Below are 17,505 nucleotides of genomic sequence, written 5' to 3'. Positions count from 1 at the left end.
GGATGGCCCCGAAAATCAAGCCACCAAAATCAAGCGGTCAGTTGCCGGAGACCTCCGGGCAAGGCGCCGTTGCCGTCGGGACACATTCCGCCGCAGCGGCCTCGATGGCGGCTTCGGCTTCGGCGGCTTCAGCCAACGCTTCCACGCCACTTACGGCGGCGACGGCGTCAGCGGCGGAAATGCTGAACCACTCGGGGTTTTCCAACATGAACAACTGAATGCGCCGCGCGGCGTTGCGCGCCAGGACCTGCATCTGCTCCGTGCGGTTGCGCGCGATGCCAGAGCCCACCAGCATCGTCTCGGGCGAGGTACCTTCAAAGACGATGATCTGCTCGGCTTCGTCGTGGAGTTTGCGGCCCAACTCATCATCCCAGATGTTCACCGACAGCACCAGAATGGAGCGGGGGCTGAGCACGATGGGAATGCCCGGAGGTGCCAGTGCATAGCCGTCCACGGCGACGCCGATATGATAGAGGCGATCGCCCTCATAGCCGCGGAAACGACGGTCGATTTCCGACTCGAGGATCGCAACCCATTCCTCGGGGGTGGCGTTCCGCGAGGGCGGAACCTGCTGCATGGCGTCGGCCACCACGATGTTGTGCGCCAGGCGGAAGTCGCCCATCGGCGGCAGCTCTTCGTCGAGCGGATCCCCTGCGGCACAGGCAACAAGTGTGGCGATCAGGGCAAGAGGGGCAAAACGGGACATGAAGCGGGCCGGTCGAAACATCGGTCGGTCTCCTGAGAAAATGATTCCGGCAGAACCTAGGGTTGAGGGGCTGGTTGGTAAAGGCGTTGGTTGACCGGATGAAGCGAAGTGTTACTAAAAGGCCCGCTCGGCGGCTTTCCGCCCCAGCCTGTCGAAAGTGCCCCGATGTCCACCCCCTCCCCTGATCCTCGTTCAATTCCCGCAATGTCCGGCTTCGAGATCGGTGCCTATCTGCGGGACGTGGCCGCGAACGTCGAGGCCCCCCATTGCATCGTGGAAATCGGCCCCTGGCTTGGCGCGAACACCGCCCAGATGGGGGCCGGCACAGTCGGCCAGAAGCGGCCCGCCACGATCCATGCGTATGACATGTTTCAGGCCCGCAGTGATGAGGTGCGCAAGGCGGCGGCCATGGGCATCACGATTGCCAAGGGCGAGGACACGCGACCCCTGGTCCGCAAGCTGATCGAACCTTTCGGTGGGACGGTCGAGTTGCACAAGGGCGACATCATGGACATCACCTGGGACGGCACGCCGATCGGCCTCTACGTCGATGACGCCGCCAAGACACCGACGCATTTCTACAACATGATTGCGACCTTCGCGCCGTCCTTCGTACCCGGCATGACCACCGTCGTTCTGATGGATTACCGCTTCTGGGAGGATCGCCCGACATGGCGTGCCCGCAAGCGGTTTCGGGTGCAGCAGAACCTTGTGGAGCGGTTCCCGGACTCGTTCGAAGAGATCCACAATGACGTCTTCGACGGCACCGTCATGGCCGCATTCCGGTTCGTGAAAGCGTTCCCGATGGGGATGATCAACGCACAAGCGAAGGTCCGCCGGGCGCTTGATCTGCTACCCTTCTAGGACCTAATTGAACCGATTGTCGCGGGGAAAGCCGCGCGGGGCCATGCGACCGGCAGAGGCGCGCTTGGCAGTCCATTCAGTCAGCTCGGTCTCGGTCCTGGTGCGGCCTGCGGGGTCAAGCCACGTCAGACCCTCTTCCAACCGGAATGTCCGCGCGTCCGACAGGCCGCCATCCTTGAACTTCTGCAATCGCACGCCCTTGCCACGCCCCATTTCGGGCAGCTCTTCCAGCGGGAAGACCAGCAGCTTGCGGTTTTCCCCGACGACGGCGACATGGTCATCGGTGGCGGCAATCGCGCGGCAGACAAGGGCGGTCACACCCTCTTTGACGTTGAGCACCTGCTTGCCGGACCGGGTCTGCGCAAGGATGTCTTCCTCGGGCACGAGGAACCCGTCGCCCGCGCTGGAGGCCATGAGGCGCTTGGCGCCGGGCTTGTGAACGAACAGGTCGACGATCTGCACCTCGTTGGGCAGGTCGACCATAAGGCGCAGAGGTTCCCCCAAGCCGCGCCCACCAGGCAACCCGTTGGCGCCCAACGTGTAGACCCGACCTTGAGATCCAAGGATCAGCAACTTGTCCGTGGTTTCCGCATGGATCGCAAAACGCGGGCCGTCGCCGTCGCGGAACTTCATCTCGGCGCTGAGGTCCACATGGCCCTTCATGGCGCGGATCCAGCCCATCTGGGAACAGACGATTGTGACCGGCTCGCGTTCGATCATCGCCTCAAGGGACACTTCTTCGACGCTGCCCGCCTCGGCGAATTGCGTGCGCCGCGCGCCACCATCGACCTTGGCGCCAAACTTCTTGCGCACCTCGCGCAGTTCATCGGAAATGCGGGCCCATTGCAGATCTTCTTCCGCCAGCAGGTCCTCCAGGTTCGCGCGTTCCTCCATCAGGCGGTCGCGCTCGGCCTGCAACTCCATCTCTTCCAGGCGGCGCAAGCTGCGCAGGCGCATGTTTAGGATCGCTTCGACCTGAACCTCGGTCAGTTCGCCCTCGCCGGGGGCGGGGGTCTTGTAGTCGGCCTCGGACGTCGCGCGGACGAAATCCTGCCCCCAATCCTCGCGCATCAACGCGGCCTTGGGGCTGTCGTCGTAGCGGATGATGTCGATCACACGATCGAGGTTGAGGAACGCGATCAGGAAGCCTTCAAGGACCTCCAGCCGGTGATCGATCTGCGCCATCCGGTGGCGGGAGCGGCGCAGCAGCACGTCCTGTCGATGATCGAGGAAAGCGCGCAGCACCTCTTTCAACGAACAGACCTTGGGCGTGCGCCCGTCGATCAGCACGTTCATGTTGAGGCTGAACCGGTTCTCAAGATCGGATTGGCGGAAGAGCGCGGCCATCAACACGTCGGGGTCGACGGTCTTGGCGCGGGGTTCCAGCACGATGCGGATGTCGTCGGCGGATTCGTCACGGACATCGGCGAGGATCGGCACCTTCTTGAGCTGGATCAGCTCGGCCAGTTTCTCGATCAGCTTGGACTTCTGCACCTGGTAGGGGATCTCGGTGACGATGATCTGCCACTGGCCGCGCCCGAGGTCTTCGATCTCGTACTTCGCCCGGACGCGGAAGCCACCTTTGCCGGTGCGATAGGTCTCAGCCATGCTTTCGCGCGGTTCCACGATCACGCCGCCGGTCGGGAAATCGGGGCCCAGGACGTAGTTCAACAACGTCTCGTCCCGCGCGTCGGGCGTCTTGATGAGGTGCAGACAGGCCGCGATCAATTCATCAAGGTTGTGGGGCGGGATGTTGGTGGCCATGCCGACGGCGATACCGCTGGAGCCATTGGCCAACAGGTTCGGCACCTGTGCGGGCAGAACCTCGGGCTCTTGCAGGGTGCCGTCGTAGTTGTCGCGGAAGTTGACGGCATCCTCGGACAGGCCTTCCAGCAGCGCCTCGGCCATCGCGGTCATGCGGGCTTCGGTGTAGCGGGCGGCGGCGGGGTTATCGCCGTCGATGTTGCCGAAATTGCCTTGACCATCGACCAACGGGTAGCGGATCACGAAATCCTGCGCGAGGCGCGCCATGGCGTCATAAATCGCGGCGTCCCCGTGGGGGTGGTAGTTGCCCATCACGTCGCCGGAGATCTTCGCGGATTTGCGGAAGCCCCCGTTGGACGCCAACCGCAGTTCGCGCATCGCGTAAAGGATCCGGCGGTGGACGGGCTTGAGGCCATCGCGGGCATCCGGCAGGGCGCGGTGCATGATTGTAGAAAGCGCATACTGAAGGTAGCGCGAGCCGATTGCGCGGCTCAACGGCTCCGAGACGTTACGGCTCTCGGGGCTGGCATCTTGTGTGTCATCATCACTGCTCATCTAGATCATGTGCTTACCCGGCGCGCGGGCGCCGAACAAGGAACAAAAATCACAGTTAACTGCTTGTTTTGAGCGAATCGGGTATTGTCGAATCGGGGAATTGCCTAAGCGCCCGACTCTCTGAAGGCTTTGTTACGCGAAGGGGCGACATGATCCGCCTGACAGTCACGTTGATCGTGGCCATATACATTGTACTGATCGTCGTGCCCGATGCGGACCACGGCGAGAATGTCACTGTGACCCGGTCCACGGGGCAAAACTGGCTGGTCGCCATGATCTCGGACGCCGAGGGCACGGCGCAGCAGCGCCCGCCCCGCGATCGCGAGCCTTCGGCGCGCGCCTTGCGGTCCACGCTGACCGAAGGATTGGTTGAAACCGCCGACGGCTTCGCGCTGGATACCGCTACCGGTGAGCGGCTGGACATCGTCGCCGTCATCAACCCGGTCGACCTTCTGCCCCAAGGGGACGAAACGCAGACGACGGTCGCCAATGTATCGGTCGCGACGTCGCCCACGCCTGTTGCGGAAGGCGCGCCCACAACCGGCCCGGCCCAGATTTGGCGCGTGGCCGCCAATGCGGTGAATTTCCGGGAAGGCCCCTCCACCAATACGCGGGTTCTGACGTCACTGACCTGGGGCGAAGAGGTCGAGTTTCTGGCCGAAGCGCCGGACAACTGGGCCCGTTTGCGCGTGCTCAGCAGTGGGGTCGAGGGCTACATGGCAGCCCAATTTCTGGAACCCGCGAACTGATCCGCTTGCGCCGGGGCGCTGCCTTGTCCTAGGCAGGCACAACCGCACGCAAGGGGGTTTTCGTGACACGATCCATCCTGATCACCGGATGCTCATCAGGCATCGGCCATGTCGCGGCCCACACGCTGCACGCGCGTGGCTGGCGCGTCTTCGCCTGCGTGCGCCGCGACGAAGATCGCACCCGGCTGGAAGCCGAAGGACTTGAAAGCGGCATCCTGGACATGAGCGACACGGCCAGTATCGAAGCCGGTCTTGCGGATGTGCTGGAGCGGACCGGCGGCACGCTGAACGCGCTGTTCAACAACGCAGGCTTCGGTCTGCCCGGCGCGGTCGAGGACCTGCCTACCGACGGCCTGCGCGCCACCTTCGAGACCAACGTTTTCGGCCTTCATCACCTGACCCGCGCCGTGATCCCGGTGATGCGCAAGCAAGGTCACGGGCGCATTGTCCAGCACTCCTCCGGTTTCGGGCGGCATGTGGCGCGGTGGCGGGGGGCCTACAACGCCTCCAAGCACGCGCTTGAGGGGCTGACGGACACCCTGCGGCTGGAGATGCGCGGCACCGGCATCCATGTCAGCACCTTGAACACCGGCCCCGTGACGTCAAAGTTCCGCGTCAACTCGATCCCGCAGTTCGAGCGCTGGATCGATTGGGAAAACTCCGCCGATCCTGACCGCTACCGACGCCAATTGCTGCCCTTCCTCTACGAGACCTCGAGCCCTGCGCCGTTCCAACGCGAGCCCGACGCCGTGGTCCGTCGCCTGATCCACGCGATTGAATCCCCCAATCCGCGCCCGCGTTACCACATCACCCCTGCCACCCACATCGCGGAGGGCCTTGCGCGCCTGCTGCCGCAGCGGATGATCGATGCGATTGCCGCGCGTATCTAGCCTTTTGCCCGAAGCCCCCTACCTCCCTCCAAGCAATAATCCGGAGACGACATGACAAACGACCCCCTACTTATCGCTGGACTGGTGGCTTGCCTTGCCGTTCTGGTGATCCTGCTCATGGGCATCAACTCGTTCCGCAAGGGCGGCGCAGAGGGCGCGAAGCGGTCCAACAAGCTGATGCAATGGCGCCTTGGCGCGCAACTTCTGGCCATCATCCTGCTGCTGGCCTTCGTCTATTTCCGTCGACAGTCTGGGGGCTAAGCAACAATGGTTGTTCTGAACAAAATCTACACGCGCACTGGTGACGCCGGGGAAACCGCCCTGGGCGACGGCAGCCGTGTGGCGAAGTATTCCCCGCGTGTCGAGGCCTACGGCACCGTGGATGAGCTGAACGCGACCCTTGGGGTGGCACGCCTGCATGCCGAGGGGCAAATGGCCGAGCGCATCGCGATGATCCAGAACGACCTGTTCGATCTGGGCGCTGACCTTTGCACGCCGAACATGGAAATGGATGCGGATCGCGAATATCCGCCACTGCGCATGGCTGACGCGCAAGTCGACCGACTGGAAGCCGAGATCGACGAGATGAACCCGAACCTCGCGCCGCTGAGGTCGTTCATTCTACCCGGCGGCTCGCCTCTCGCCACGCATCTGCATATCTGCCGGACCGTCTGCCGCCGGGCCGAACGGTTGTCGGTAGAATTGGGGGGGGTGGAATCGGTGAACCCTGCGGGGGTCAAGTACCTCAACCGGTTATCGGATTGGTTCTTCGTCGCGGGCCGCATTGCCAACAACAATGGCAAGGATGACATCCTCTGGGTTCCCGGCGCGAACCGCTAGCGCGCGGCGGGACAAGACCCCGCGCCCTACAAGGGGGCGCGGATCCATGCGGGCGGATTGACGCGGTTGGCCGCGTTCAGGGCAACCGTGTTTTCGCGCCACGCGACCAGCCGCGACAGGAACCCGAGCCATTCGCGATCATTCGCCGCGAAGGCATAGCGATCCAGCAATATCTCAACCTCCGGATCAGCGAGCGCGTCTTCCAGCGCATGCCGGGCGCTTTCTTCCATGTACGCAAAGCTGTTGCAGAAGTTCGTGACCCCATTGTTCTTCTTTCCCGCCGGAAAGTTCGGAGCCCACCCCGCGACGGCAATCCAGAACGCAAGCTGTCGGCGCGGTGGGCCTTTCGCGATGCCCTCCAACACAGCCCCGAACCGGTCTGTGACCAGCGACAGGAATACCAGCGCATCACCCATGCGGGGCAGGTTCTTGGCGATACCAAGCTCCACACAATCCACAAGGAAATCGGCGATCTGCGTCCGTTGCGGCCCTGTCAGATCCTCCAGAAACCCTGAGCGGTAGAGGGGCAGATGCCAGTATTCCGGCTCCACGAAATCCCACGCCCGTCGATAGCTTCCCTCAACGTCCCGTTCCGCCAGGACCGCCTCGGCCAAGGCGTCGAGGACATGGAGGAAGATCCCGAACGCTTCAACCCGCGCCTCGGCACCGGTGTCGGGGGCCATCACCCCGGCCCCACCAAAGTACGACGAGACCTGTCGCGGTTTAAACGCAGGCACCGGAATGGTCGTCAGCGCCTGGTAGGCGTCATCATCGATACAATTCGAACAACCACACACAAGACGCAAATCACCAAGGGGCGCATCCGGCAGATGCGTTCTAAGCGCGACGCGATGGGCCTTGATGCGCGCGCGCAGATCGGCCACGTCTCGCTTCTTGTATCCGGTTTTCACAGCCATCGTGCCTGCAAGTTTGCCCCCGACTCAATGAACCCGGCAAGACACGAACTTGTCACGTTCACGGAGTGGTCACAGTTTGTTTCCAGAACATTCTGGAATTCTTAACCATTTTGCGGCTACGCTTCTAATATGGCACATCTTCGATCCAATCGAGCGTACAGCCGGGCCGAGTATCTCTCGGACGCTGTGGTGCACGGATTGGGTATCGGGGGCGCGTTGATCGCGGGGCCTGTCCTGATCACCCTGGCTGCTGTCTGGATCGGCGATCCAACATTGGTGGGCGCGCTGGCGATCTACACGGTCACGCTTCTGGCGATGTGGGTCTGCTCGGCGCTTTATAACCTTGTGCAAAGCGAACACCTGACACCGCGGTTTCGGCGCTTCGATCAATCGGCGATCTACTTCAAGATCGCTGGCACCTACACGCCGTTCATTGCCTTGGCCTCGGGCTCGGTCGGGTTTTTCGCAGGCATCTGGACGGTGGCGCTGGCGGGCGCCTCGGTGATCCTGTTTTCAAAACGCTCCTACATCTGGCTGGCGATCGCGCTCTATCTCAGCCTGGGATGGGCGGGCGCCGTGGCTGGCGGACCGCTGATGGCGGGCATCACGCCCATGGCCATGTCACTGCTGATTGCGGGCGGTTTATGCTATTCCTTCGGCATCATTTTCCTGATGTGGAGCAAGCTGCCGTTCCACAACACGATCTGGCATATTTGCGTTCTCGCGGGCACGTCGATCTGCTACGCGGCGATCGTCGCGGAAATCCTTCACAACTCTCATATCGTGTGACGCGGCGTAGCTGACCCTGCCCGCGTCGATTTTGGCCTGTTTTCCGATCCCAGTTGGGGCTATCTCTGCACGCAAGAATGTTGCTTGGCTCCGATCTGAACAGGATTGGCCAAAGAGGTTAGGAGAACGCCATGAAGGTCTTAGTGCCCGTAAAGCGCGTGATCGACTACAACGTGAAGGTTCGTGTAAAAGCGGACGGGTCCGGGGTCGATCTTGCCAACGTGAAAATGTCGATGAACCCCTTCGACGAAATCGCCGTCGAAGAGGCGATCCGCCTGAAGGAAGCGGGCAAGGCCGAAGAGGTCGTCGCCGTCTCCATCGGGGTGAAGCAAAGCCAGGAAACCCTGCGCACGGCGCTTGCCATGGGCGCGGATCGCGCGATCCTTGTCGTCGCCACCGACGACGTCCACACGGACATCGAGCCGCTGGCCGTCGCCAAGATCCTCAAGGCGGTCATCGATGAAGAGCAGCCCGGCCTCGTGTTGGCCGGCAAGCAGGCCATCGACAACGACATGAACGCCACCGGCCAGATGCTTTCGGCGCTTCTGGGCTGGTCCCAAGGCACCTTCGCATCTGAGTTGGAGATTGACGGCGACACCGCCAAGGTCACCCGCGAAGTGGATGGCGGTTTGCAGACCATCGATGTGAAGATGCCCGCCATCATTACCGTCGACCTGCGCCTGAATGAGCCGCGCTATGCTTCGCTGCCCAACATCATGAAGGCAAAGAAGAAGCCGTTGGACGAGAAAACCGCCGCCGATTACGGCGTCGACGTCACGCCGCGCCTCGCCATCGTCTCCACCACCGAGCCCGAGGCCCGCGCCGCAGGTGTCAAGGTCGCCTCGGTGGATGAACTTCTGACGAAACTCAAAGATGAAGCGGGGGTCCTGTAATGAATGTTCTTCTCCTTGCCGAAGTAACCGATGGCGCACTGGCGATGGACGCCACCGCCAAGGCCGTCACCGCCGCCGCGATGTTGGGCGACGTGACGGTGCTGGCCTGTGGTGCGTCCGCCAAAGCCGCCGCAGATGAGGCCGCGACGATCACGGGCGTATCCAAGGTGCTCTGCGCTGAAGACGCGTCGCTGGGGCACCGCCTGGCGGAACCCACCGCGGCATTGATCGTCAGCCTTGCCGGGGACTATTCGCACATCGTGGCGCCCGCTACGACGGACGCGAAAAACGTCATGCCTCGCGTCGCGGCTTTGCTGGACGTCATGGTAATCTCGGACGCCTCCGCCGTTGTGGATGCCGACACGTTCGAACGCCCGATCTATGCGGGTAACGCGATCCAGACGGTGAAATCGGCGGATGCCGTGAAGGTCGTGACCTTCCGGACCTCCACCTTCGACGCCGCCGCAACCGGAGGCTCCGCCCCCGTCGAGATGATCGGCGCCGCTGCGGATCCCGGCCTTTCAACCTGGGTCGAAGACAAGGTCGCCGCAAGCGATCGGCCCGAGCTGACATCCGCAGGGATCGTCGTCTCTGGCGGGCGCGGCGTGGGCTCGGAAGAGCAATTCGCCCTGATCGAAGGCCTCGCCGACAAACTGGGGGCCGCCGTTGGTGCGTCCCGCGCGGCGGTCGATTCGGGCTATGCCCCGAACGACTGGCAAGTGGGCCAGACCGGCAAGGTCGTGGCGCCGGATCTTTACGTCGCCGTCGGCATCTCGGGCGCGATCCAGCACTTGGCCGGCATGAAAGACAGCAAGGTCATCGTCGCCATCAACAAGGACGAAGAAGCGCCGATCTTCCAGGTCGCCGACTACGGCCTTGTGGCTGACTTGTTCGACGCGGTGCCGGAGTTGACAGCCAAACTCTGAGCCCTCGCCGATACGTTGCAGTAAGCCCCGCCGGATCCGTTCCGTTGCGGGGCTTTTTGTTGCCCGATTCTAGAAACCCAGATGCGCCAGCAGACTTTCCGTCGCCATCCGGTGCAATTCCGGCCCGGGCAGCAAGCGCGCGGCGGCCTCTTCCCTCGGGCCGAAATACTTGCCTTCAATGGCCTCCGCTTCATCGGCCTCCTCGGGGGCCGCAATCGTCAGGGAGGCGGCATCAGGGCGGACTTCATCCAGCATCTTCGAACTCACGAAAAGGGGGGACTGCGCCAGACTCGCATCCTCTGGATCATCGGGTTTGCTGTTTGACAACCAAAGCAGATGCACCGGCACGGCAAGGCCTTTGAGGTAGCGCCGCATCCGGGCCACCCAGGCCTGTTCAAGCTCTGTCCGGACGATCTCGAACCGATCCTCAGAGGCATCGCGCAGATGGCTCAGCATGTGGCGCGTGAAGTGGAATTCGGTAAAGTCGACCCGGGGATATATGGTCCGCAGCATGGCACTGGCCGAGACGAAGCGGTCATTGCGCCGTGGATGCACGGAATATAACCGGTTCGTCATGTTGTGCGCGCTGGTGATTTGCATCACCACCGCCTCTGCCTCAGCCACTGCCGCGGCAATCGCATGATCGTTCATCATCACGTCGAGGCCTGCATTGACCACGCCCAGGTTAAGCACCGGGATATCCAGCGCGCGGTCCAATTGCGTCGCGTAGGGCGCATCGATGAACCGGCCGAAGGTCTCGGACGATCCGATGCAAACGATCCCCGGCCCGGAGTCCGCGTTCAACGGCCCGCGAAATCGCAGGACGGATCCAGCAAGCGCCGACGGTTGATAGTCCAAGGGCATACGCCCGCGTTGTTCAAAACTCATAATCCTCGTTCCCTAGAAAGAGACTCACCCGTCCCGACCCTAGGCATCAGAGTGTTGACCCTTTCCTAACCTTCTGTTTTGTAATATTTTTATCTAAATTTTTGATCTTCCGCCGCAGCCTGCCCCTTGTCACGGCTTTGGCTTGTGCCCACCCGGCGGCCAAGCCTATTCTACCGCCAACCAATCGCGCCGGAGGGATACCCCATGGAGATCGAAAGCATCGGAATCGTCGGCGCCGGCCAGATGGGCAATGGCATCGCCCACGTCTGTGCCTTGGCGGGCTACGACGTCATCATGTCCGATGTCAGCCAGGAGGCTTTGGACAATGCGGTGGCGTTGATCGACCGCAACCTGACGCGTCAGGTCAGCCGCGAGAAGATCAGCCAAGCCGACAAGGACACCGCCATGGGCCGGATCAGCACCACGCTGACCCTGGCGGACATCGGCCCCACCGACCTGATCATCGAAGCCGCGACCGAGCGGGAGACTGTGAAGCAAGCCATCTTCGAAGACCTGCTGCCGCATATCAAACCGACCACAATCCTGACGTCGAACACCTCGTCGATCTCGATCACCCGGCTCGCCTCGCGCACGGACCGCCCCGAGAAATTCATGGGCTTCCACTTCATGAACCCCGTCCCGGTGATGCAACTGGTCGAGCTGATCCGCGGCATCGCCACCGATGAGCCCACCTTCAAGGCTTGCAAGTCCGTCGTCGACCGCCTGGGCAAAACCGCCGCCACCGCCGAGGATTTCCCCGCCTTCATCGTGAACCGCATCCTGATGCCAATGATCAACGAGGCGGTTTATACGCTCTATGAAGGCGTCGGCAACGTCACCTCCATCGACATGGCGATGAAGCTTGGCACCAACCACCCGATGGGCCCGCTGGAACTGGCGGATTTCATCGGCCTCGACACCTGCCTTGCGATCATGAACGTGCTGCACGATGGTCTGGCCGACACCAAGTACCGCCCCTGCCCGCTGCTGACGAAATACGTGGAGGCCGGGTGGCTCGGCCGCAAGACCGACCGAGGGTTCTACGACTACCGTGGTGAAGGCGACCCCGTTCCGACGCGCTGAGGCTGATCGGTGAAGCGCTCCGGCTCCGCTTCATCTTGCTAAATACAACTCAATCCCGCCCGCGCCACAAGCGCGCCCGTCGGCTCGTCGTGCCCCGTCGCCGCTTGTCCCGAGGAGGTTACTGATCCGGGTTGTCGCCAAGCGACAGCGTCCGCTCGCGCAACCATGACATGAACTCGCGCGGCTTGCCGATGCGGTCGGCCCATTCATCGGGCGTGATCGGATTGCCGATCACCGGTGCCTGCGGCTTGTCGAAGCTTTTCACCACCTCATGGATCAACAAGCCCTGACGGATCACCGGGCTGATCTTGTTGGCAACCTGGTAGGCACGGCTGTTTTGGCCGGTGAAGAAGCAGGGCACGATGGTCGCGCCGGAATTGCGGATCATCTTGGCGGTGAAAACGTTCCACTCACCCTCGATCGGCTGGCCCATCATGCGGTCCGACACCGCCACCGCGCCCGAGGGGAACAGCGAGATCAAGCCACCGGCTTTCAAATGCTCCATCGCGGCGGCGCGCATATCCAGCATCTTCTGCTGTGCATCCGCCTCGTGGGGGAAGGGCACGGAAATCATGTAGCCTGCGGCGGCCTCGTCAATGCCGGTCAGAAGCGCCCGGGTCAGGATGCGGTAGTCATCGCGGCGGCGCCCGATCAGATCCGCAAGGATCATCCCGTCCACCAACCCGTGCGGGTGGTTGGCGACGAAGATCACCGGCCCCTCTTTCGGAATCCGGTCCAACTGATGGTCAGGGGTCTGTAAATCGATCCCCATGACCTTCATCGTCGCGGGCCAGAACGCCTGTCCTTTGAATTCGCCCAAACTCTCGAACTGACGGATGCGGCGAATGATGGTGATCTTGCCGGTCATCCATTCGATCGCCTTGATCGTGAAGCGGACGAAAGGACTGGGGAAGGAATTCGCATAGGTCAACGACCGGCGGTCATAGGTGCCCCCCGGCCCGTTCCCACGGGTCGGCGCGGGCGCCGATACATTTCGTGTCGTCAAATCCGTCACGTGCCCTCGTCTTCCGTCATCCATTAAGGCCATTGTCCCAGCCCCTCAGGTATCCTCGCCGAACCGATCGGCGACCAGAGCCTCCAACGCGTCGGCCAAACCCTCCGCTTCGGCCCCGCTGGTTTCAACCTCAATAGAGGTTCCCATGGAAGCTGCCAACATCAAAAGGCCCATGATGCTGTCACCGGCAGCACTCAGCCCATCGCGGCGGACCGTGGCCTCGGCGTCAAACTCTTCGACAACCTCGACAAATCGCGCCGAGGCGCGGGCGTGCAGACCCTTGACGTTCACGATCTTCAGGTTCCGTATCGTGCTTGTGTCGCTCATCACTTTGGCTCTCCCATGGTCATTCCGGCGCGCCGTCGAAGCTGTTGATGTACCGCCGACCGGCCTCCGCCGCGCGCGATACGGCCTCATCCACGCCCAACTGGCGCGACTTCACCAGTTTCACCAGCATCGGCAAATTCACCCCCGTCAGGATCTTGCGATTGGCCGGGCGGCACGCCCGAAGCGACAGGTTCGACGGCGAGCCGCCATACATGTCCGTCACCACCACCACACCATCCCCGCTGTCCACCGCATCGGCGGCATCACAGATTTCGCGGGTGCGCGTGGGGCGGTCGTCTTCGGGGCCGATGGAAATAGCCACCATAGATGGCTGCGCGCCCACGACATGTTCCGTCGCGCGCTTCAGCTCTTGCGCCAAGCCGCCATGGGCGACGATCACGATGCCGATCACGGTTGCTCCGCCTCTCCATCCCCCGTCGAGGCAGAAACCCACGTGATGGGCCCCCGGTCTCGGTCACTGTCCTTGGTGGCGTCCTTGTCCACGTCTCGGTGCCTTTTAGACACATGCCAGCCCTCTTCCGCAAGGCGGCGCTCTGTTATCTCGGCCAAAGTGACCGAGCGGTGCCGCCCCCCCGTACAGCCAAACGCCACCGTCAGATGGCTTTTGCCCTCTTCCTTGAAGGCGGGTAGCAGCAAATCCAGCATGGCGTTGATCTGACTGCGGAAGGTTTCGAACCGTGCATCGGCGGTGACATAGGCCTGGACCTCTGCGTTGCGTCCATCTTTGGCCCGCAGGTCCGCGTCCCAATGAGGATTGCGCAGAAATCGACAGTCAAACACCATATCTGCGCCAATGGGCAACGCGCGCCGGTAGGAAAACGACATGATCTGAATCGCCATTCCAGGAGCCCGGTCCTTGGCAAAGAAACGCCCGACCACTTCGCGGGTTCGATGGGGGGTCAAGTTGGTCGTGTCGATCAACACATCGGCCCGGCCGCGCAGGGGGGCCAGCATTTCACGTTCCATCGCGATCCCATCGGCGGGGTCGGCTTCGGGCGCAAGGGGGTGGCGGCGGCGGGTTTCCGAATAACGCCGTTGCAGCGTTGCGGTATCGCAATCGATGTAGACCAGATCGGCGGCATAGGCCGGATCCTGTTCCAGCTTCTCATGGGCATTGATCAACGCGCGCGCATCGAAGTCGCGGGTGCGCGGATCGATGCAGAGCGCCAGAGGACGCTCAGGCGGCGCGCCTTCCAGAAGACGGGGCAATAGGCTGAGGGGCAGGTTGTCAATCGCTTCGAACCCCAGGTCCTCCAGCGCGTGGATCACCGTGCTGCGCCCGGCGCCAGAGGGGCCGGTGACAAAAACCACATGGGCGGGAGGGGAGGTCGGGGGCATCGGCAAACAATCCGCGGGCTGGGGGTCAGAGGTCGGCCCTGCCATAGCGCAGCAGGTGGATCAGGGTGGGGGCCAGCGTCACCTGTCCTGCGGCAAGGATCAACTCGACTTTTTGGTTATGTATGTGGACCAACCGTCGCGGCGGCAGACGGTCCGTCTCTGCCCGGTCAAGATCCACGACCAACGACAGGGGAGCGCGGGGGCAGATCGGACCGGCATGCAGCAGACCCACGCCCCGCGCCTCGATCAAGTCGGGGGCGCCGTCGGGGCGCGTGAGGTCAAGGCCATCCAGCCAGACGCCATCGTCGCAGATCAATTCGGCCCCATGAGCCAGAAGCGCAAGTGCGAGGGAGGACTTTCCGCTGCCCGAAGGACCCAGGATCAAAACACCCCTGCCCCCGACCGCAACGGCAGTGGCGTGAAAATACAGCCTGTCCCCGTCCCGTGAACTGGCCCTTGTTACCAGCGCTTCAGGCGGGGCAGTCACGGATCAGATCGGCAGGCCGACAACGAAGCGCGCGCCAAGCGGTTCAGAGGTGATATCGGCCTCCGTCGGGCGGATGTTCTCGGCCCAGATGACGCCACCGTGGGCTTCCACGATCTGCTTGGAGATCGCGAGGCCAAGACCCGAGTTGTTGCCGAACTGGCTTGCCGGGCGCTCGCTGTAGAACCGGTTGAACACCTTGGTCAGCGCTTCTTCCGGGATACCTGGGCCGGTGTCTTCTACCACGACCAGCACGCGATTCTCGCGCCGCCGGGTCCACAGCCGCACTGCGTCGCCTTCCTCGCAGAAGGAAATCGCATTGCTCAGCAGGTTCACGAAGACTTGCGCCAAGCGCCCTTCGAGGCCGTGGATCTCGATACGATCCGTCGGCAAATCGGTAATGAACTCGATCCCCCGCTTGCCTGCTTCTTCCGCATGGTATTGCGAGAGGTTTTCAAGCGTCTTGACCAGGTTGAACTCTTCCTCTTCCTCTTTCACCAACTCACTATCGAGCCGCGAGGCGTTGGAGATATCGCTGACCAGACGGTCAAGCCGATGCACGTCATGCTCGATCACGTCGATTAGGCGCTTGCGCTGTTCATCGGTCTTGGCGAATTCCAGCGTGCCCACGGCAGACCGCAGGGAGGCCAAGGGGTTCTTGATCTCGTGGCTGACGTCGGCGGCGAACTGTTCGTTGCTGTCGATCCGGTCATAAAGCGCCGCGACCATGCCACGTAACGCGCCGGACAGGCGCCCGATCTCATCGGGGCGGCCGGTCAAGTCGGGGATGCGCACGCGCGTGGGGGACATCTTGCGGGCGTTCTTGTCACGACCCAATTCGGCGGCCGCGGACAGATCTGCAAGCGGGTTGGCGATGGTCGATGCCAGCACCAGCGACAGCACGATGGACACCAGAAGCGCCACCACGAACATCTGCAACAACTGTTCCTGTTCGACACGGACCAGCTGATCGATCTCTCCGGCGGCGGTTGTCACGACGAGGACACCGATGATACCGCCGACACCCTCGATCGGTGAAGCTGCGGCGTAGATTGTTCCGGTCGCGTTCGAGCCGCGTTGAAGGATCGTAGCCCCGCCCATGGCGGCGGCGACAAGATCCCCGTGGGCTTCCGGCCCGTTTTCAACAGGTGCAGTCTCAACCCCATTGCCCAGAATGCCCGCCAGGCCATCGTAAATGGAGACGAGGAAATCAGTGATCAACAGGGTTTCGCGCGGCTGGCCTTCCAGCCCCCGGACCGGACGCACGCCACTGCGTGCAATATCGCGGGTGGAGGTCACGGGCACGCCATCGGCGGCGAAGATGAAAACCTCCATCCCTTCGGGCACACCAATGCGCGACAGCACCCCCTCGGGGTCAATGCCGTCACCGGTCACCAAGTTGGCGGGCGCAGAGACCGGAAGATTGGCCTCGAAGATATCGGACATCAGCTGCGCTTCGCTGGCCAGCGCCCGTTCACGTTGCAGCACAAGGCTGTCGTGGACCGGGTTCAGCCAAAGGAACACCACACCCAACACCATTATGGCGATCAGGTTGAACAGGATGATCTTGCGGGCAAGCGGCGAGGAATTCAGAGAAATCAGCGACCGGCGCGACCTTGCGGCACGCAATTCAGATTCCACACCGGATTGGGGACGGTCCCAATCCTCGCCCAACACGATATCAGACCGCTCAGTGGCGCGGCGGTTGGTCATCGAGACGTCAGCTGGCACGATGCGCCCCTATTCTTCGTTGTAACGGTAGCCGATGCCGTAGAGCGTCTCGATTGCGGAGAAATCGTTATCGACAGAGCGCATCTTCTTGCGCAGACGCTTGATGTGGCTGTCGATGGTGCGGTCGTCGACGTAGACCTGTTCGTCGTAGGCGACATCCATCAGCTGGTCACGGGACTTCACGAAGCCGGGGCGTTGGGCCAGCGCCTGCAACAGCAGGAATTCCGTGACCGTCAGGGTCACGTCGCGGCCTTTCCACGTCACGGCGTGACGCAGCGGGTCCATTTGCAGATCACCCCGGTCCAGCACGGTGCTTTCTTCGGGCGCGCCAGCGGCGTCGGATGCAATCGCATCCTGGCGGCGCAGGATGGAGCGGATGCGCTCGACCAGAAGACGCTGAGAGAACGGCTTGCGCACGTAATCATCCGCGCCCATGCGCAGACCCATCAACTCGTCAATCTCATCATCCTTGGACGTGAGGAAGATCACTGGCATCTGCGATTTGGTGCGCAGACGTTGCAACAGATCCATCCCGTCCATGCGCGGCATCTTGATGTCGAAGACACCCAGATCCGGCAATTTGCGGTTGAAGGCGTCCAGTGCGGACTGCCCGTCATTGTATGTTTCGACATCGAAACCCTCTGCCTCAAGGGTCATCGATACAGACGTCAGGATATTCCTGTCGTCATCGACAAGTGCGATACGCGCCATCGGCTATGTCCTCA

Annotated in this window: 20 protein-coding genes; 9 read left to right on the top strand and 11 right to left on the bottom strand. The window is 62.4% G+C overall.

Features of this window, described 5'->3' with window-relative positions; genetic code table 11:
- Positions 1-37: 37 nt before the first annotated feature.
- Complete coding sequence (locus tag KUL25_RS18010; protein ID WP_257894176.1) at positions 38-727, bottom strand: hypothetical protein; 690 nt, start codon at positions 725-727, stop codon at positions 38-40.
- A gap of 183 nt (positions 728-910) precedes the next feature.
- On the opposite strand from KUL25_RS18010, the gene KUL25_RS18005 reads away from it, so the two are divergent.
- Complete coding sequence (locus tag KUL25_RS18005) at positions 911-1,570, top strand: class I SAM-dependent methyltransferase (protein ID WP_257894175.1); 660 nt, start codon at positions 911-913, stop codon at positions 1,568-1,570.
- 3 nt (positions 1,571-1,573) lie between these two features.
- Here the strand turns inward: KUL25_RS18005 and parC are convergent, their stop codons facing one another.
- Positions 1,574-3,889, bottom strand: a complete 2,316-nt coding sequence (parC, locus tag KUL25_RS18000; protein ID WP_257894174.1) for a DNA topoisomerase IV subunit A — start codon at positions 3,887-3,889, stop codon at positions 1,574-1,576.
- Between the two features lie 149 nt (positions 3,890-4,038).
- Between parC and KUL25_RS17995 the strand changes: the two genes are divergently transcribed.
- The 4 genes from KUL25_RS17995 to KUL25_RS17980 all read left to right on the top strand — a co-directional run bounded on the left by KUL25_RS17995 (position 4,039) and on the right by KUL25_RS17980 (position 6,368).
- Positions 4,039-4,638, top strand: coding sequence for an SH3 domain-containing protein (locus tag KUL25_RS17995; protein WP_257894173.1), 600 nt, complete (start codon positions 4,039-4,041; stop codon positions 4,636-4,638).
- Between the two features lie 62 nt (positions 4,639-4,700).
- Positions 4,701-5,528: an SDR family NAD(P)-dependent oxidoreductase gene (locus tag KUL25_RS17990; protein ID WP_257894172.1), complete on the top strand. Its 828-nt coding sequence runs from the start codon at positions 4,701-4,703 to the stop codon at positions 5,526-5,528.
- Between the two features lie 51 nt (positions 5,529-5,579).
- Positions 5,580-5,789: a twin transmembrane helix small protein gene (locus KUL25_RS17985; protein WP_068364943.1), complete on the top strand. Its 210-nt coding sequence runs from the start codon at positions 5,580-5,582 to the stop codon at positions 5,787-5,789.
- A gap of 6 nt (positions 5,790-5,795) precedes the next feature.
- Positions 5,796-6,368 (top strand): cob(I)yrinic acid a,c-diamide adenosyltransferase, encoded by a 573-nt coding sequence (locus KUL25_RS17980; RefSeq protein ID WP_068364947.1) that lies wholly within the window; start codon positions 5,796-5,798, stop codon positions 6,366-6,368.
- 26 nt (positions 6,369-6,394) lie between these two features.
- Here KUL25_RS17980 and KUL25_RS17975 read toward each other — a convergent pair whose 3' ends face one another.
- The gene (locus KUL25_RS17975; protein ID WP_257894171.1) at positions 6,395-7,285 is read right to left on the bottom strand and encodes a hypothetical protein; all 891 of its coding nucleotides are present in this window, start codon (positions 7,283-7,285) and stop codon (positions 6,395-6,397) included.
- Between the two features lie 129 nt (positions 7,286-7,414).
- Here KUL25_RS17975 and trhA point away from each other — a divergent pair, with 129 nt between their 5' ends.
- From trhA to KUL25_RS17960, 3 genes are all read left to right on the top strand, one after another.
- A complete protein-coding gene (gene trhA / locus KUL25_RS17970) occupies positions 7,415-8,074 on the top strand; it encodes a PAQR family membrane homeostasis protein TrhA (RefSeq protein WP_257894170.1) in 660 nt (219 codons plus the stop codon).
- Between the two features lie 131 nt (positions 8,075-8,205).
- Positions 8,206-8,967, top strand: coding sequence for an electron transfer flavoprotein subunit beta/FixA family protein (locus tag KUL25_RS17965; RefSeq protein WP_068364956.1), 762 nt, complete (start codon positions 8,206-8,208; stop codon positions 8,965-8,967).
- Positions 8,967-9,893 (top strand): electron transfer flavoprotein subunit alpha/FixB family protein, encoded by a 927-nt coding sequence (locus KUL25_RS17960; RefSeq protein WP_257894169.1) that lies wholly within the window; start codon positions 8,967-8,969, stop codon positions 9,891-9,893. Before KUL25_RS17965 ends, KUL25_RS17960 begins: the two co-directional genes overlap by 1 nt.
- 69 nt (positions 9,894-9,962) lie before the next feature.
- Here the strand turns inward: KUL25_RS17960 and KUL25_RS17955 are convergent, their stop codons facing one another.
- On the bottom strand, positions 9,963-10,781 hold the full coding sequence (locus KUL25_RS17955) for a DUF6473 family protein (RefSeq protein WP_257894168.1): 819 nt from the start codon (positions 10,779-10,781) through the stop codon (positions 9,963-9,965).
- Positions 10,782-10,985: 204 nt separating this feature from the next.
- Between KUL25_RS17955 and KUL25_RS17950 the strand changes: the two genes are divergently transcribed.
- Complete coding sequence (locus KUL25_RS17950; protein WP_068364964.1) at positions 10,986-11,864, top strand: 3-hydroxybutyryl-CoA dehydrogenase; 879 nt, start codon at positions 10,986-10,988, stop codon at positions 11,862-11,864.
- 118 nt (positions 11,865-11,982) lie between these two features.
- On the opposite strand, the gene KUL25_RS17945 is transcribed toward KUL25_RS17950, so the two are convergent.
- The 7 genes from KUL25_RS17945 to KUL25_RS17915 all read right to left on the bottom strand — a co-directional run bounded on the left by KUL25_RS17945 (position 11,983) and on the right by KUL25_RS17915 (position 17,491).
- A complete protein-coding gene (locus KUL25_RS17945; protein ID WP_282563179.1) occupies positions 11,983-12,912 on the bottom strand; it encodes a lysophospholipid acyltransferase family protein in 930 nt (309 codons plus the stop codon).
- Positions 12,913-12,924: 12 nt separating this feature from the next.
- The gene (locus tag KUL25_RS17940) at positions 12,925-13,206 is read right to left on the bottom strand and encodes an HPr family phosphocarrier protein (protein WP_068364970.1); all 282 of its coding nucleotides are present in this window, start codon (positions 13,204-13,206) and stop codon (positions 12,925-12,927) included.
- Positions 13,207-13,225: 19 nt separating this feature from the next.
- Entirely contained in the window at positions 13,226-13,618 is a 393-nt protein-coding gene (locus KUL25_RS17935; protein WP_068364973.1) for a PTS sugar transporter subunit IIA, read from the bottom strand.
- A complete protein-coding gene (gene rapZ / locus KUL25_RS17930) occupies positions 13,615-14,565 on the bottom strand; it encodes an RNase adapter RapZ (RefSeq protein WP_257894166.1) in 951 nt (316 codons plus the stop codon). Before rapZ ends, KUL25_RS17935 begins: the two co-directional genes overlap by 4 nt.
- Positions 14,566-14,590: 25 nt before the next feature.
- Positions 14,591-14,950 (bottom strand): HPr kinase/phosphorylase, encoded by a 360-nt coding sequence (locus tag KUL25_RS17925; RefSeq protein WP_257894165.1) that lies wholly within the window; start codon positions 14,948-14,950, stop codon positions 14,591-14,593.
- A 105-nt stretch (positions 14,951-15,055) separates the two neighbouring features.
- Positions 15,056-16,762 carry a sensor histidine kinase gene (locus KUL25_RS17920; protein ID WP_257894896.1) on the bottom strand — a complete coding sequence of 569 codons (1,707 nt, stop codon included), beginning with the start codon at positions 16,760-16,762 and terminating at the stop codon, positions 15,056-15,058.
- Positions 16,763-16,789: 27 nt separating this feature from the next.
- Entirely contained in the window at positions 16,790-17,491 is a 702-nt protein-coding gene (locus KUL25_RS17915) for a response regulator transcription factor (protein ID WP_011453662.1), read from the bottom strand.
- Positions 17,492-17,505: the final 14 nt, after the last annotated feature.

This window comes from Gymnodinialimonas phycosphaerae, from assembly GCF_019195455.1.
Classification (GTDB): Bacteria; Pseudomonadota; Alphaproteobacteria; order Rhodobacterales; family Rhodobacteraceae; genus Gymnodinialimonas; species Gymnodinialimonas phycosphaerae.
Note: the sequence above shows the minus strand (reverse complement) of the source record. Positions and strands in the feature narration are given on the sequence as shown.